12 protein-coding genes and 2 tRNA genes are annotated in these 13,942 nt (G+C 48.7%); 5 read left to right on the forward strand and 9 right to left on the reverse strand.

All coding sequences use genetic code 11. The annotated features are described in order from the left end of the window. Positions 1-3: 3 nt before the first annotated feature. Positions 4-1,509, reverse strand: coding sequence for an HlyD family efflux transporter periplasmic adaptor subunit (locus H6780_02695; GenBank protein USN88385.1), 1,506 nt, complete (start codon positions 1,507-1,509; stop codon positions 4-6). A gap of 128 nt (positions 1,510-1,637) precedes the next feature. After that, positions 1,638-1,710 (reverse strand) — tRNA-Ile (locus H6780_02700). 386 nt (positions 1,711-2,096) lie between these two features. On the opposite strand from H6780_02700, the gene H6780_02705 reads away from it, so the two are divergent. After that, entirely contained in the window at positions 2,097-2,408 is a 312-nt protein-coding gene (locus H6780_02705; GenBank protein ID USN88386.1) for a hypothetical protein, read from the forward strand. Between the two features lie 145 nt (positions 2,409-2,553). Here H6780_02705 and recG read toward each other — a convergent pair whose 3' ends face one another. Further along, positions 2,554-4,731, reverse strand: coding sequence for an ATP-dependent DNA helicase RecG (gene recG, locus H6780_02710; protein ID USN88387.1), 2,178 nt, complete (start codon positions 4,729-4,731; stop codon positions 2,554-2,556). 195 nt (positions 4,732-4,926) lie between these two features. Between recG and H6780_02715 the strand changes: the two genes are divergently transcribed. The 4 genes from H6780_02715 to H6780_02730 all read left to right on the forward strand — a co-directional run bounded on the left by H6780_02715 (position 4,927) and on the right by H6780_02730 (position 8,120). Further along, positions 4,927-5,463, forward strand: a complete 537-nt coding sequence (locus H6780_02715) for a PEP-CTERM sorting domain-containing protein (protein ID USN89257.1) — start codon at positions 4,927-4,929, stop codon at positions 5,461-5,463. A gap of 142 nt (positions 5,464-5,605) precedes the next feature. Next, positions 5,606-6,763, forward strand: a complete 1,158-nt coding sequence (locus H6780_02720; GenBank protein ID USN88388.1) for an NADP-dependent malic enzyme — start codon at positions 5,606-5,608, stop codon at positions 6,761-6,763. Between the two features lie 107 nt (positions 6,764-6,870). After that, on the forward strand, positions 6,871-7,734 hold the full coding sequence (locus H6780_02725; GenBank protein ID USN88389.1) for an acyl-CoA desaturase: 864 nt from the start codon (positions 6,871-6,873) through the stop codon (positions 7,732-7,734). Positions 7,735-8,033: 299 nt separating this feature from the next. Continuing rightward, a tRNA-Ser gene (locus tag H6780_02730) sits at positions 8,034-8,120 on the forward strand. A gap of 623 nt (positions 8,121-8,743) precedes the next feature. Here H6780_02730 and H6780_02735 read toward each other — a convergent pair. From H6780_02735 to H6780_02760, 6 genes are all read right to left on the reverse strand, one after another. Further along, complete coding sequence (locus tag H6780_02735) at positions 8,744-9,565, reverse strand: hypothetical protein (GenBank protein USN88390.1); 822 nt, start codon at positions 9,563-9,565, stop codon at positions 8,744-8,746. A 169-nt stretch (positions 9,566-9,734) separates the two neighbouring features. Beyond that, on the reverse strand, positions 9,735-11,228 hold the full coding sequence (locus H6780_02740; protein ID USN88391.1) for a hypothetical protein: 1,494 nt from the start codon (positions 11,226-11,228) through the stop codon (positions 9,735-9,737). Between the two features lie 2 nt (positions 11,229-11,230). Further along, positions 11,231-11,437, reverse strand: a complete 207-nt coding sequence (locus H6780_02745) for a hypothetical protein (GenBank protein USN88392.1) — start codon at positions 11,435-11,437, stop codon at positions 11,231-11,233. A gap of 3 nt (positions 11,438-11,440) precedes the next feature. After that, positions 11,441-11,833, reverse strand: a complete 393-nt coding sequence (locus H6780_02750) for a hypothetical protein (GenBank protein ID USN88393.1) — start codon at positions 11,831-11,833, stop codon at positions 11,441-11,443. Continuing rightward, a complete protein-coding gene (locus H6780_02755; protein ID USN88394.1) occupies positions 11,814-12,590 on the reverse strand; it encodes a site-specific DNA-methyltransferase in 777 nt (258 codons plus the stop codon). The genes H6780_02750 and H6780_02755 overlap by 20 nt, the downstream gene beginning before the upstream one ends. Continuing rightward, positions 12,587-13,870, reverse strand: a complete 1,284-nt coding sequence (locus H6780_02760; protein USN88395.1) for a DNA modification methylase — start codon at positions 13,868-13,870, stop codon at positions 12,587-12,589. Before H6780_02760 ends, H6780_02755 begins: the two co-directional genes overlap by 4 nt. Positions 13,871-13,942: the final 72 nt, after the last annotated feature.

Below are 13,942 nucleotides of genomic sequence, written 5' to 3' on the forward strand. Positions count from 1 at the left end.
AAGCTATGGAGCGAGGAGCGTATCTCCTGCAGTTAGGCCAGTAATTGCCACAAAGCCATCATTGCCTTCTAAAAGAACCTCGATAGTGGTAGAAGCGGTGGTATTGCCGCGCTTGACGAGCACTTCATAGCCAGTAGCTGTTTGGTTTAAGAAGCGTTTAGGAATACGAAGCACATCGCTTGACTGCGCGGTGATAATTTCAATGTCGGCGTTGAGGCCGCTGCGCATCCATGACGGCAGGTCTGCAAACTGAATTTTTGCTTCATAGTATGCAACGCCATCTATTTCAGTGGCCTGGGGAGAAATGAAAGTGACGGTGCCGGTTACGATGGTTGCGGGTTGGGCATCGAAACGCATCTCGGCAGTTTGACTAGCTACAATCTTACTAATGTCAATTTCTGGCACTCGGGCGGTTACTTCAAACGCATTATCGCCAAGGAGTGTTACGATTGGTAGCGTAGAGACGGTCTCTCCCTTGAGAATGTCAATTTCTGTGATCACGCCGTTAAATGGTGCGCGCAGCGAGCGGTCGGAAATAGAAGCGTCGATGCGTGCAAGTTGTGCTTCGGCTTGTGTTACCGCTGCTTCAGCGCGGATGACCGCCTCGCTGCGCGCCGGTGCATTTTGGTTGTTTGCGTCAGCCTTAACTAGCGCAACTGCTTGTGTCGCCAGTTCAATTGCACTGTTTGCCTGAGTAATCGCTAGACTGTGCGCGTTGCGGTACGTTGTGTATTGCGCTGATTTTTTATTGGGAATATCAATGTGCCAGACTGAGTTATTGTAGAAGGATGATGCATTAAATTGAATACGGAGACCGCAAGTACCGAGTGCGATTGGCTGTTCAACAGATGCGATATATGTGCCCGTTTCTAAGCCAGAGAGACGGTAAGAAAAACCGGAGTCAGCTTTTGAATTGAACACCTCTAATGTATATACACCTTCTGTATCACAGACGTAGGTGCCGCGTACCGTCGGGGGCAGCGCGTCTTCGTTTGGGTCATCTGAGTACGCAGATAAATCAGCCGATAGCAGTGCATGGTACGCATTGCTTACTTTCTGCGCCTCGGTTTCTTTGGTGGTTGCAAGCGCTGCTTCCTTGGAAGCTACTGTTTCAGAGGTCACTTCTCTTGCTGAGCCAGTTGGGCCTTCAAGCAGTTCGGCCAAATCAGCTCGTGCACGATCAAGTGCAGCGAGAGCGTTTTGGCGATCAGCGTAAAGCGTGCGTGCATCAAGGGTTACGAGCACATCGCCGGCTGTTACGATACTGCCGGTCTCGACGAGAACGTTAGTGACAATACCGCCGGCAGGAAACGCAAGCTCAGCGGATTGCTTGGCGGAGGTGACACCAGAGATAGATACGAGCTGGCGTACGGAGCCTGTTTCCACCGTTGTGGTAATAAGGGTGCTGTCTGTACGTGTGCTTACACTGTGAATCATGTACGCTACAAAAATAATCACAGCGATAGCTATCACAGTGTATGTAGATTTGGTGTGGAGGAATCGAATCATGCTTTCTCCATTGTAGCATTGTTTGTCCGCCCACTTGGACTGACCTAGTTATTAAGGAGTGGAACGACTGTAATAACGGAAATACTCTTGTGGTGCGAACCAAGTGTATTGATACGAAAAAAACCCTGTCCGCCCACTTGGACTCGAACCAAGGACCACAGAGGTATAAGCTCTGCGCTCTACCAACTGAGCTATAGGCGGACAGGATTTTTTTCTACGTTTGACTTTGTACCAACTGAGCTATAGGCGGGTTGGTGTCCCACACTATAGCGCAATCTGGGTAGTCAAACAAACAAGCAAGGCTTTACTTTTGCTCAAGTTTTTTGTTTACTAATAAGCGGACGATCCTGTCCTAAACATTAAGGGGATTCCCATGAGTACGCAAAAAGGTGGCTGCAGCTGTGCCCAGTTCAACACCAAACTCATGTGAAAGGAGGTGATCCATATCTTAGGGGCGCCTTGCTCATACTGTGAGCATGAGATGCTACCAAGTGAGGTTTACCGCCTCAGGACTGCCGCGCAATAGCGCGGCTTTTTTTTAACATTTTCACCTGCAACTGTTGCGTCACTGGTATAATTTTGCTTTGATGGAGGCAGATTTTGTGGAGGGTGTGATCATGAATAAGTATCTTCCTCAGTACACCAGTGCCCAGTTGGCCGCAGCAAAAGCGTGGGTAGCATCACAAGGTCATTTATTCTGGCCGCTGCCTAATTCTGGTTATATCAGACAAATCACGTATGAGCTCGATGGTTCTGTCTTTGGTACACACGTGCTCGGTTGGTATGCGTTATTTAATTCATACGGAGGGTTTATCTGTGTGATGGAAGATGAGTCAGACGTTACGGCCAGTGCAAAACAGGAAGGGTTTGACGAGTTGATCTATGAAGATCATGAATAAGACAAGACGGCGCGTACGCGCCGTCTTTTAATTATTCCATATGGAGCACTTCGCCTAAGCGCGCGACTTTTTCTTGCGCGACCAATTTTTAAGGAGAGTTTACTCGACTATAAAAATGGAAGTACTCTTGGGGTAATGAGCGGAACTATTCGAGGTGTAGTGAGTCTTGTAACCTGCTTAATTTTTCATGTATCAGAGGGAAATTCTTAGCGATGTCGGCATGTGTCTCCACAAGGTGCTGCGCTTCTTTGCGGGCCGCTTCTACGAGCTTGAGGTTGCGAATTGCTTCCATGCCGAGGTCGGAGAGGCCGCTTTGCTTACCGCCATAGAGTTCGCCCGAGCCACGGAACTGCAGGTCGTGCTCGGCAAGCTCAAAGCCGTTTTTGGCGGTCGCGAGCGCTTTGAGTCGGTCGCGGGTCTTGTCGCTTTTTGAGTCGGTCACCGCAAAACAGTATGGCTGGTGCGTACCGCGCACCACACGGCCACGGAGCTGGTGAAGTTGCGCCAAGCCAAAACGCTCAGCACCTTCAATGATAATGTTGGTGGCGTTTGGTACATTGACACCCACTTCCACTACGCTTGTTGCTACCAAGATATCTATCTTATGTTCTGAGAAGTCTTTCATGACCGCATCTTTTTCAGCCGGGGTCATCTTGCCGTGGAGCGGTTTGATGCGCCAGTTTTTAAACACGTCTTTCTTCAGGCGTTTTGCTTCTGCAATAACGCTTTTCATATTGATAGCGCGCTCTTCGTCGGGATCTGGTTCGTCGATGCGGGGGCAGATGACGTAGGCTTGCCGGCCGGCCGCCAGCTCGCTTTCGATGTGGTCGTACATTTCGGTGCTTTGCCCTGGGCCGACGATAGTTGTAATAACTGGCTTGCGGCCGGCCGGCATTTGGTCGAGGAGCGAAATATCTAGATCGCCGTAAATAGTGAGGGCGAGGGTGCGGGGAATCGGGGTGGCCGTCATCGAGAGGAGGTGTGGTAGACGTGCGTCTTTCTTGGCGAGCTTCTTGCGCTGATTGGTGCCGAAGCGGTGTTGCTCGTCGATGATGACGTACGCGAGGTGTTTAAACTCGACGCTTTTATAAATCAGCGCGTGCGTACCAATGAGAATTGGTATTTCGCCATTGTGTACCCACTTCAGGAGCTGTGCTTTGCTGATTTTGGTCGGCTTAGTAGGGTCGCTCTTTGAAGGGAACTTCATGCAGCCAGAACCAGTAATGAGGCCGATTTGAATTGGCAGGTGTTTGAAGTATTCGATAAAACTCTCAAAGTGTTGCTTGGCGAGGATTTCGGTAGGAGCCATGTACGCCACTTGGAGATTGCCGTATTCGATTTTTTTATCCATGCCTTCTGGTGGGCGCGAAGTGGCGACGGCGTAGGCGGTCGTGGCAGCTACAGCAGTTTTGCCTGAACCTACATCACCTTCAAGGAGGCGGCTCATCGCGTGATTGCCGACAAAGTCTTGCAGCACTGTGTCGATGGCATCACTTTGGGCGGCAGTGAGTGCAAACGGGAAGCGTGAGGTAAAGGCTTCAAGGTGCGGACGAGAGGTCTTGATGGTATAGGTCTGCGCGGCGCTCACTGCCGCCCGCTCCTCGGCTTTCTGTACCTGAATATAAAATACCTCTTCAAATGCAAAACGCTTCCGGGCGCTTTCGGCGTGTTCGGCTTTCTTGGGGGAGTGTACCCAGACGAGGGCGGTCTTGAGTTCAGGGAGATTGTACTTCTTGAGGATGGCGCTTGGAATTGGGTCGAGAATAGTGTCGAGCGCGCCTTTTTCAAAAAGCTTTAGAGCGGTGTGATACAGCCAGCGACTGGTGAGACCCTTCGTCTCTCGGTAGATAGGGTAGAGGGTGTCGTCTTGCTCGGTAGTGCCGGCAAAGATGCTGTCGTGGCGGTCGATCGGGAGTGAGTCGAGCGGCTCAACCTCCGGGTTGCTGAGATACAGCTTGCCAGCACTCCCCGCAACTTTGCCGGCTAGCTTCACAAACATGCCATCTTGATACATTTTGGCAATGTATGGCTGGTTGAACCACATAATTTTCATTTTGGCCGAGCTGTCCTCTACATAACCCTCCGCGATTGGCTTACGGCTCTTCCAAGCTTTGCGGGTCTTAAGGCCTGAGAGTTGCCCAAAGACAACGGCGTCTTGACCTTTCTCGAGTCCGCCGACTGACTGCACGTCTGAAATATTTTCGTATCTCGCGGGTAGGTAATAGAGCAGGTCACCGACAGTTGCAATGCCAACCCGCTTGAGGGCTTTTTGGTGATTGATGTCTATTCGAACGTGGGTCTGTAGTGGGTCAGAGATACGCATAAAAACCAATTGTACCGCACCAAAACGCACCAGACCATCACAAGGTATTGATTTATTTTGACTTTTGTGTTACTATCTTAGTCGGATGTGGATGGCCAGTCGGCTGTCTTTTTTTGTGGGCAACTTTACGGAGGATATCCAATGAAGCTCATGAAGCAAATGCTGGCCCTCCTGGCCGGACTCTCGTTCATCAACATGGCGCATGCGCTTCCGGTTCTGGAAGTGCACAATGGCGACACCTTTGATTACGTTCAAGGGACTAGCTATAACTTCGTGGCAAATCTCACGCAGGAAGACTACAAGTTCTCCTTCGGGGTTCGGAATTTTTGTCTGGAAGGAGCGATTCCGTCGCCGGCAACGTGCGGAGAGCTTGACGTCACCATCTCGGCACCGGAAGGCATGGACCTTTTCGTGGCTTACACCACAGGCCTCGACTTCGGTGGTACATACCTCGGTTATCCGATCGAGTATGGTGCGCCGGGCTTGCTCCCCGGGGGTGAGACCTACGTGTTCACCATCGGTGGCACGCTTCGTCCGTCGGAGCTCCACGCAGTCGGTCTTTGGGTGCTTGATCCGAGCGTCTTGCCGGAAGGTGGTTATCCGGTCGGCTCGATCTATCAAGGCAACATCGACTTGCCGCCCGTTTCTTCGGTGCCGGAACCCGGTTCGCTGGCGCTCATGCTGACTGGCCTCGGCCTGCTCGGTGTGACGGCGCGTCGCCGCAAAGTCTGACCGTCCAGCGGCTCTAGCCGCTGTTTCAACAGCAAGGATTCGTCCTTGCTGTTTTTTTGTTTCAATAATTTGCTGCTTTAATTGAGTGGCGTATACTACTCATTACGCTTCAGTTTTAATAATTCACAAAGTAAACTTACACATGCCTACCAAAAAACCAGACTACAACAAACTCGCACTCGCCTTACATAAAAAGTTGAAGGGAAAGATTGAAGTAGTGACTAAAGGTCCGCTAAAGACCAAAACTGATTGGAGTACGATGTATTCCCCTGGGGTAGGGGCGGTATCTTCGCATCTGGCTAAGAAGCCGCAAGAGGCACGTGACTATACCATGAAGCGTAACACCGTCGCGGTGGTGAGTGATGGTTCGGCGGTCTTGGGTCTTGGTAATCTTGGTGCGATTCCTGCGCTGCCGGTGATGGAAGGGAAGGCGGCAATTTTTAAAGCAATGGCTAATATTGATGCAGTACCGATTGTGCTCGATACGCAAGAACCAGAAGAAATTATTCGAATTGTAAAAGCGATTGCGCCTGGGTTTGGAGGGATTAATCTCGAAGATATTGCGGCGCCGAAGTGTTTTGAAATTGAAACAAGGCTTAAGGCGGAACTTCAGATTCCAGTGATGCATGATGACCAACACGGGACAGCGATTGTGGTATTGGCCGGCCTTATCAATGCAGCGAAGGTGGTAGAGAAAAAGTTTGATGCGCTGAAGGTGGTGGTGGTTGGTGCTGGTGCGGCCGGCCGGGCAATTTCGCTTCTTTTGTCTCAGGCGGGAGTAGGTGAGGTAATTGTGGTTGATTCGAAAGGGGCGATTTACGAAGGTCGCCCAGGACTTGAAGGGTACAAAAAAGATCTCGCGAAGGTAACGAATCAAAGTAAGCTTAGTGGCGATGTGATGCAGGTGGTAGATGGGGCTGATGTGATTGTGGGAGTGTCGGGGCCGGGGACGATTGCAAAGGCACACATTGAAGCTATGTCACACCAGCCGATTGTGTTTGCACTCGCCAATCCGATTCCAGAAATTATGCCCGAAGATGCCAAGCGGGCTGGGGCAGCGGTGGTGGCGACTGGTCGCTCAGATTATCCTAATCAAATCAATAACTCGCTCGCATTCCCAGGGGTGTTCCGTGGTGCGCTCGATAAAGGTGTGACTGGTATTACTGACGAAATGAAAATGGCTGCTGCCAAGAAGATTGCTGGACTGATTAAGAAGCCAACGGCTGAAATGGTGATTCCGCCAGTGATGACCCCAGGGCTGGTTAAGACAGTGGCGAGTGCAATTAAGAAAGAGAAGTAAAAAAGCGCAAAAGGCGCGGCGAGCGAAGCTCGCCGCGCCTTTTGCGCTTTACGCCCACCCGCTTTCCTGTATGCTGACAGGGGTTTGTTTTTTTGAGGGAGAAAACCATGCACACCAGAAATATTTCCTGGGCATCGGTGGTTGATGTAGTGGTATTACACACGCTGGGTTTGTGGGGCTTGTGGTATGCATTTGCGTACGCAAGCGGTTCGATTATTACGCTCGCGGTGGTGTGGTATGTGCTCGGCGGTCTTGGTGTCACGGTAGGGGCACATCGCTACTTCACACATCAGGCATTTGTGCCGCGTACGTACCTTGCGTACGCACTGGCGATACTCTTTGCTTCTACCGGACAGGGTACGTTGCGCGACTGGGCAGCCAGGCATTTGCAGCATCATGGCAATTCCGATGTGTCGGGGAAAGATCCACACTCGCCGGTAGATGGCTTCTGGCATGCGCATATGGGATGGATTTTGAAGCATGACTCATTGCGTATTGAAGAAGTGTACAAGCTAGCGACGTACGGCAGTGATCTCAGGCGTCGAGTAGTCGATTGGGAGGCCCGGCACCATAAAGTGTTGGTGGTATCGATGGTGTTTGGGTTGCCGCTATTTCTTGGGCTGCTCTGTGGTGATGTGCTTGGCGGCTTCTTGGTGATTGGGTTTGCGCGACTTCTGGTGCTCTCACACAGCATCTGGTCGGTCAATTCCTTTGGTCATCGCTTTGGCGCCAAGACCAAGGCCGGAAGTCTCTCGCGCAATTACGGTAACCTGTTCCACGTGCCATTCTTCGCCATTCTTACCCTTGGTGAGGCGTGGCATAGCAATCATCACGATGCGCCGCGAGATTGGAATCTGGGTAAAAAAATGACGGAGATTGATATCGGTGCCATGAGTATCTGGCTGCTTCACAAGCTCGGCTGGGTGCAATTTGCCTCTGACATACAGCCTCCGGGGTGTCGCCACGAGTAACTTCGTGCGGTCTCACTTCGCTGCGGCGCCCATTTCATGGGCGCCGCTTTTCTTTGCCTCACCCCCAAGATGTGGTATCCTAGCAGGCACAAAATTACATAATTTTGAACGAAGAACAGTGGTCGAAAGCATTTCTGATTACTTACGTAGAGAACAATAGAAGTGTAAAAAGAGTAAAAACGGAGACGTGGCTGAGTGCTCAATGAGTAAAGGAGTCGCAAGACGACTATTACGAATTAGTGTTTAATAGTCCAATGCTCTACAGGTAAAGAAAGAGCTTAGAAGAACAATACAAATACGGAGACGTGGCTGAGTGGTCGAAAGCACCTCACTGCTAACGAGGCAGGGTCTAAAAGCCCTCGAAGGTTCGAATCCTTTCGTCTCCGCACCGAATTTTTAGTATCGGCAAGACCCGTACGCCTTTATTTTGAGCCGTATTTTCATTGCCAAAGTTCGAATCCCATACCCTCTAAGCAGGTCAAACAATAACCTGCTCATCATAAAGAGAGCAGGTTATCGAAGATGATAATTGCCGAGCTGACGACACACCCAAGTTGGAGTTACGGTTGTCATCCCAGTAGTTGTTGACGTTCAGACCATCGGAGTCGAAGTTGCCAACGTTGACGCGGTTGCCGTCTGCGAACTTTGTCTGTTTCCGTCCGTATCACCAAGACTTGAGAGTCATCTATGTTGGAAACATAGCACTTCTTGTCTTTGTATTTTATGTAAGAGCACGAGTATTGAGATACTCGATCTCTATAGAAACAGACAAGGAATTATCTCTGTGTGATATACACTCTACATGCACCCAGTAGGTGCATGTACTCTGGTATAGACTTCAAACAAAGCACTTGTGAGATGAAACCAATAGTCGCACCTACACTAACAAGTACTTACAGTATACAAGAAAATGCCCCCAGCATGAAAGCCGGGGGCAAAATTTGCATCGAGCTGCTTCGCAACAAGATCAAAGATTCAAGAAGGTCAAGCCTTCAAGTAATCAAGGTTCTTATTCCCGAGCCGACGACACACCCAAGCCGGAGCGACGGAGGTCATCCCAGTAGTCGCCGACGTGCAGACCAGCGGACGCGAAGTAGCCAACGAAGACGCGGTCGCCGTCTGCGTCAACCGAGGATGTCCTGACGTAAACGCCACGAAGCAGGTAGACGCCACGCACCTTGTAGTAGGCAGTAACGGCGTAGCTGACTTCGGGAGTGTTCGGAACACGCTCGTTTTCGGCTAGGAGCTTTTCCTGATCAGCCCACGTTTTGTTGCGGGAATCAGGATACGGCTCCTTACGGATTGCGAGCCACACGCCTGCCTTGACCACGTCCTCACGAGAGAACGTGTGTTGGCTCTCGGCATACCAACCCTCCGACTTGGAGTAGAACAGCTGGTTGTCGAGATCACGAACCTGCAAGAGGTTCATGTCGGTCGGTGCTGTCGCCACGAGCATGTAGCCACTGGAGCGGAGCCACATCAGCTCTTCGAAATCGGGCAACGTATTGGCGAAATTTGCCAGTTGCTCGTCGCTGTAGCTCCAGCCGTATGCCTTGGCCACATCTTCGGGAGACAGGTAGTCGTCACCGAGAATGAGGCGGGCGAGTTCTTCGCCATCGGGCAGGGTTGGGTTGATGGTTTCGCCGTTGTTGTTCACTTTCGGACAACCCATTTTGAGGTAGGCGGCCAGATTGCGACGAGCGGTTGTGTTGTCGATCGGCTTTTGCCAGTCGGCGAGGGTGACCCCTTCGTTTTCGAGAGTGCCAGTCAGCAAACCAAATTTTCTGAAAATTTTGGAAAGCGTGAGTTCTGTGGATGTCGATTTGGTCATCGGATACCACTCCTTCTTCACTAGAAATACCAGAACACCTGGTCATGGATCGCTCGGTAATGAGACGAACATTTTGCATATCAGTCATGACATACAAAATGTTCGTCTCATTAAACCTTGAATGTGTAAAAGAACAAGTAATCTATGATAACACGGATTTAGGTAAAAGTCAATCTGAAGCAGTCGTCTTCCACTCAGTCAGTTTGCTTGCTTCTTCTTCAAACCGCTCTAAACTTTTAAACTGTTTTGGTTCTAAATTATGCAGTTCGATACCAGGATCAGGCAAGAATATCTGCAAGGGATATTTATCCCTGTTGTCATACACCATCTGATTGATATGGTCATCAAGATGACGAAAGCTGAAGTTGAGTAGCTCTACCGATTTATCTATTTCAGCTAATTGAGCGTTGATTTTGTATGTCACATCAACCCCAATCATCTCTGACATCCGCTCTGCCACTTCCTTGAAAGCAAGGAGGTATTGATAGTTCTCATAGACATGAGACTGATGGAGTAGGTAGTTAGGAAAAGCGAAAAGTATCAGGTCATCAACCTGCTTTTCATACTCAGTCACAAACGCTGACTGTGACTTGGACTTCACTAAACTTTTGCCTGAGATGTACGACTTGTTGAGACTCACTTCAAAGAACCGAGTCGGACATTGTTCGGTCTGTATCTTTCCGTTTTTGATCAGCGTCTTTAGTTTTCGTTCACTTTTGTCTTTCGCCTTGATCCACAACTGCATCAGTTCGTTATGTGGTAGTTTCGTCTCACCTTCATATGTTGTATGTCCAGTACAATGACACAGTGGTATGTACTCACTAAAGAATAAGCCGTCACGCACCGTATCACGCACTACCTGCTCCAGCTTGTATCGAAGATCACTCAGCACACCAAGCTTGGTGCGTAGATCATCCTCATCTTCGTAGGTTATGTTGTCTCTTGATGCTAGTCGTTTGCCGAACTCAAGCATTGAGTAACCAGCAAAGTGGGTGTTAAACAACACTTGCTTAATACTAATTTTCGTATCATGCAACGACAGCTCGTGTCCCCACGGAATCTTTTCGATAATGATCTTGGTCAATGTGTGTACGTCTTCATCAGTTAGAGATTTTTTGCCGTGTACTATTCGAGCTAGTTGTTCTTCAGCTAGGAGGTAGCTATGGTCAGTATCAGCAATTGAATCAAGGAGTAAGATGTCTGACCGAATGTCTTTTGGTAATGAGTGTAGAGCTATGAGATGTGCTAGTCGGTCATATTCATACCCAGAGTATTGTAAGAAAAACTGATGCAGTTCTTCTCGCTGATCATCGGGAATAATCCGATCAAGATAATACTTCCATTGTCGCTCGTCGTTCTTTTTAAGATCAAATAAAGTCGCCGTATGTTCTAGGCGAGATAATGCCAGCATAGTGGTGAGGTAATTAGTTTGCATATCAAACTCCAGTCGCTGGAACATCTCCCAGAGATTGATGTATTGATTGTATTTTTCCGCTTCACGATAGTCTTGTGGTTTCCAGTTTATGGTCAGTGCCACCATATCTGCTTCACTAATCAGCTCTTTGCCAGTCTTTTGGAAATGAGCATCATTGCGGATCACTAAAAGCACTCGCTCTTTCGGCGCTAGGTTTCCTTTGCGTAGCATTTTAGTGATGTCTTTCATAGTTATCTTCGTTCGCTTAAGAGTTGCTCCAATACGTCAATACGCTGTTTCAGTTCGAGATTGGAAATGTTCTTCGATAGAGCCAGTGCAAGTCGAGAAATGATCTGCGCTCGCTTGGGTGAAATTTTGCGAGCGGCCACCTGAAGCAAAGCCTCCGAGAGGATTTCATTAACTTCTTCTAGCGTGAGTGATTTCTTTATGTCGTTCATATTTTAATAATTCTCAATTAGCTCAAACCACGTCTTCACTTCTTTGGACTTTCCGTGCTTGGTGACGTTCTTATATAAAGCCAACACGACATTTGGAGTGAGTTTCCTAGCCCAAGCACAGGTGTGTTCTACCAAGCCCTCTTCCTCGATAATTTTGTTCCAGTCGGTGAGCGTACCGAGGTCTTTGATGTCATACTGCGCCGCAAAATCTTTCTGGGTCTTAAGGCGAAGTAGATCAATGACAACTTCGTCTTCGATACCCATCTTGCGTATCACGGCTTCAGGCTGACCACGCAGAAAGGTCGGTAACGATTTCCACGTTACGTAGGTGGCGAAGTCCTGCTTACGGTACACACCATCACTTTTCTTCGGTTGTTCATCGTGGGGTGTGCTCATAATTCGTTACCAATTTTCGTTTCTGACCAGTCAGTTTCTCAAGTCGCTTGAGTGCAATCTGTACATATTCAGCATCTTGTTCAATTCCAACACACCGTCGACCCAACTGTTCACAAGCCAGAGCAGTACTCCCGCTACCCAAGAACCCATCAAATACCACGTCATCAATCTTCGTCACATTCCGAATTAGTTTACGAAGTAGCCCAATTGGTTTTTGGGTTGGGTGGAGTTTCGATTTTTGTGGTCGTGGGTGGTAGAGCGCACTTCGCATTTGTGAGGCTGGCTTCTTATGCTTGCCGTACCAGCCGTAGGCGATGAGTTCTTGCTGGGGTAGATAGTCCATGCGACCCATGACTGGCTGGTTCTTCAGCCATACCAACATCTGACTGAAATGAAACTCAGCCGTGTATATGCCAGTGCGTAGTGACAAAAACATCGTGTCGCAGTTAAAGACATGGAAGGTGTTGTATGTATCAAGATGGGGCTTGATAGCACCAAGCCATGACTCGGTAAAGCGAGCGTATTCGTACTCACTTTGCAGATGGTCACCTTTGATATCTTTAGCGTTAGATACACCAAGCTCAGCTACTCCTTCTTTATTCTGAACGTACGCCACACCATACGGCGGATCAGTCACAATCGCTTGTACTTTCTGTCCCTGCAGTACTTCAGATACAAAGGAAGCATTACAACTATCACCACAACCAATCAGATGTGTGCCGACCAGGTAGATGTCTCCGTGTTGTACCTTTTTCATACGCGCTTGGCTGTTTGTTTGGTAAATTTCTCCCAGCGATCGATGATGGCACTGGCAAACACGGGATCAAGTTCGACGCCATACCACTTGCGATGCAATTGTTCGCAAGCGATAAGATCACTGCCACTGCCGCCAAAACCAGAGAACACTACGTGACCAGGAGCGGTACAACGCTTGAGTGGTTTTTCACTTAAGCCAACCGGCTTCTGAGTCGGGTGCAAATACTCTTGCACGTTGTCCCGCTTCACAATCCAGAGGTCGATCATGTCGAGTAGCTCGTCATGAAGTTGGTTGCCGCTGGTTATTTTTTGATTAAGAATCTCGTTGGTGTTTTTGAGATTTTGATTTAGGTACGGCTTTCCACTTGTACCGTATACACACGGTTCATGTACTCGGTTAAAGGCAGTCTGCGGAGTTGGGTTTTGATTATTCTTCACCCACGAGCATAACCGCTTAAAAGTGATCTTGTGTTCCTTATACAGTGACTGAATATCACCAATGTATTTAGCATCACACCAGAAGAAATAGTGGGATTTGGGTAGAGCTATCTTGTGTGAGGTAGCAATACTGTTTGCAAGAAACTTTTGGTATTCAGCATCAGTCTTCGAGTCATCTTTAGCTGAGTACTTGCCTCCATAATTCTTGCCACTACCGATACCTTTGTCATATGAGAGACCGATATTATAGGGCGGGTCTAGATAAATGAGGTGCGCTTTTGCTTCACCCATGAGTTTGGTAACCAGCTTTTCATTGGTAGAATCTCCGACCAAGAGGCGATGATCACCTAACTGCCAAATCTCTCCAAGCTTGGCTCGTGGCTCATCCATTTCTTCAATCGCTTTTTCAACATCATAGTCATCTTCAGCGAGTTCGACATCATCGAAGAAACCTTGTAATTCTTCATCAGCAAATCCAACATCAAGTAAGACGTCGAGATCAAATGCTTTTAGCAATTCTTCATCCCACGAACCAGTGTTATGGTTCAAGCGAAGGTTTAACTCTCGCTCTTCTTCGAGCGTGAGTTCCCGAGAGGGAATCATACACTCGACTTCCTTGTATCCAAGGTCAGCGTATATCTTTACTCGCTGTTCACCCCCGATCAGCACATCTGCTCGTGAGCCGATGTTTAGTACGACTGGTACAACTGCACCAAACTCCTCGATTGATTTTTGGAGATTGTGTCGTTCTTCTCCCTCCATCTTGCGTGGATTGTATCCATTGGGCGTGAGGTCTTGCACCTTACGCTTCGTGGATGACCACGTTATCTTTTTTGACTTCATACATAATGTTGCTTAGGCACACTGTTCGTGTGTTATGTATGATTATCGAAGGAATCAGAGCTTTAAAATAGG

The organism is Candidatus Nomurabacteria bacterium, from assembly GCA_023898565.1.
In the GTDB taxonomy this organism is placed as follows: Bacteria; Patescibacteriota; Minisyncoccia; order Phycocordibacterales; family UBA918; genus OLB19.

Excerpts from the sequence above, each read along its gene's own strand:
- H6780_02695 (USN88385.1), bottom strand. The coding sequence starts at position 1,509 with ATGATTCGATTCCTCCACACCAAATCTACATACACTGTGATAGCTATC.
- H6780_02705 (USN88386.1), top strand. The coding sequence starts at position 2,097 with ATGGAGGCAGATTTTGTGGAGGGTGTGATCATGAATAAGTATCTTCCT.
- recG (USN88387.1), bottom strand. The coding sequence starts at position 4,731 with ATGCGTATCTCTGACCCACTACAGACCCACGTTCGAATAGACATCAAT.
- H6780_02715 (USN89257.1), top strand. The coding sequence starts at position 4,927 with ATGGCGCATGCGCTTCCGGTTCTGGAAGTGCACAATGGCGACACCTTT.
- H6780_02720 (USN88388.1), top strand. The coding sequence starts at position 5,606 with ATGCCTACCAAAAAACCAGACTACAACAAACTCGCACTCGCCTTACAT.
- H6780_02725 (USN88389.1), top strand. The coding sequence starts at position 6,871 with ATGCACACCAGAAATATTTCCTGGGCATCGGTGGTTGATGTAGTGGTA.
- H6780_02735 (USN88390.1), bottom strand. The coding sequence starts at position 9,565 with ATGACCAAATCGACATCCACAGAACTCACGCTTTCCAAAATTTTCAGA.
- H6780_02740 (USN88391.1), bottom strand. The coding sequence starts at position 11,228 with ATGAAAGACATCACTAAAATGCTACGCAAAGGAAACCTAGCGCCGAAA.
- H6780_02745 (USN88392.1), bottom strand. The coding sequence starts at position 11,437 with ATGAACGACATAAAGAAATCACTCACGCTAGAAGAAGTTAATGAAATC.
- H6780_02750 (USN88393.1), bottom strand. The coding sequence starts at position 11,833 with ATGAGCACACCCCACGATGAACAACCGAAGAAAAGTGATGGTGTGTAC.
- H6780_02755 (USN88394.1), bottom strand. The coding sequence starts at position 12,590 with ATGAAAAAGGTACAACACGGAGACATCTACCTGGTCGGCACACATCTG.
- H6780_02760 (USN88395.1), bottom strand. The coding sequence starts at position 13,870 with ATGAAGTCAAAAAAGATAACGTGGTCATCCACGAAGCGTAAGGTGCAA.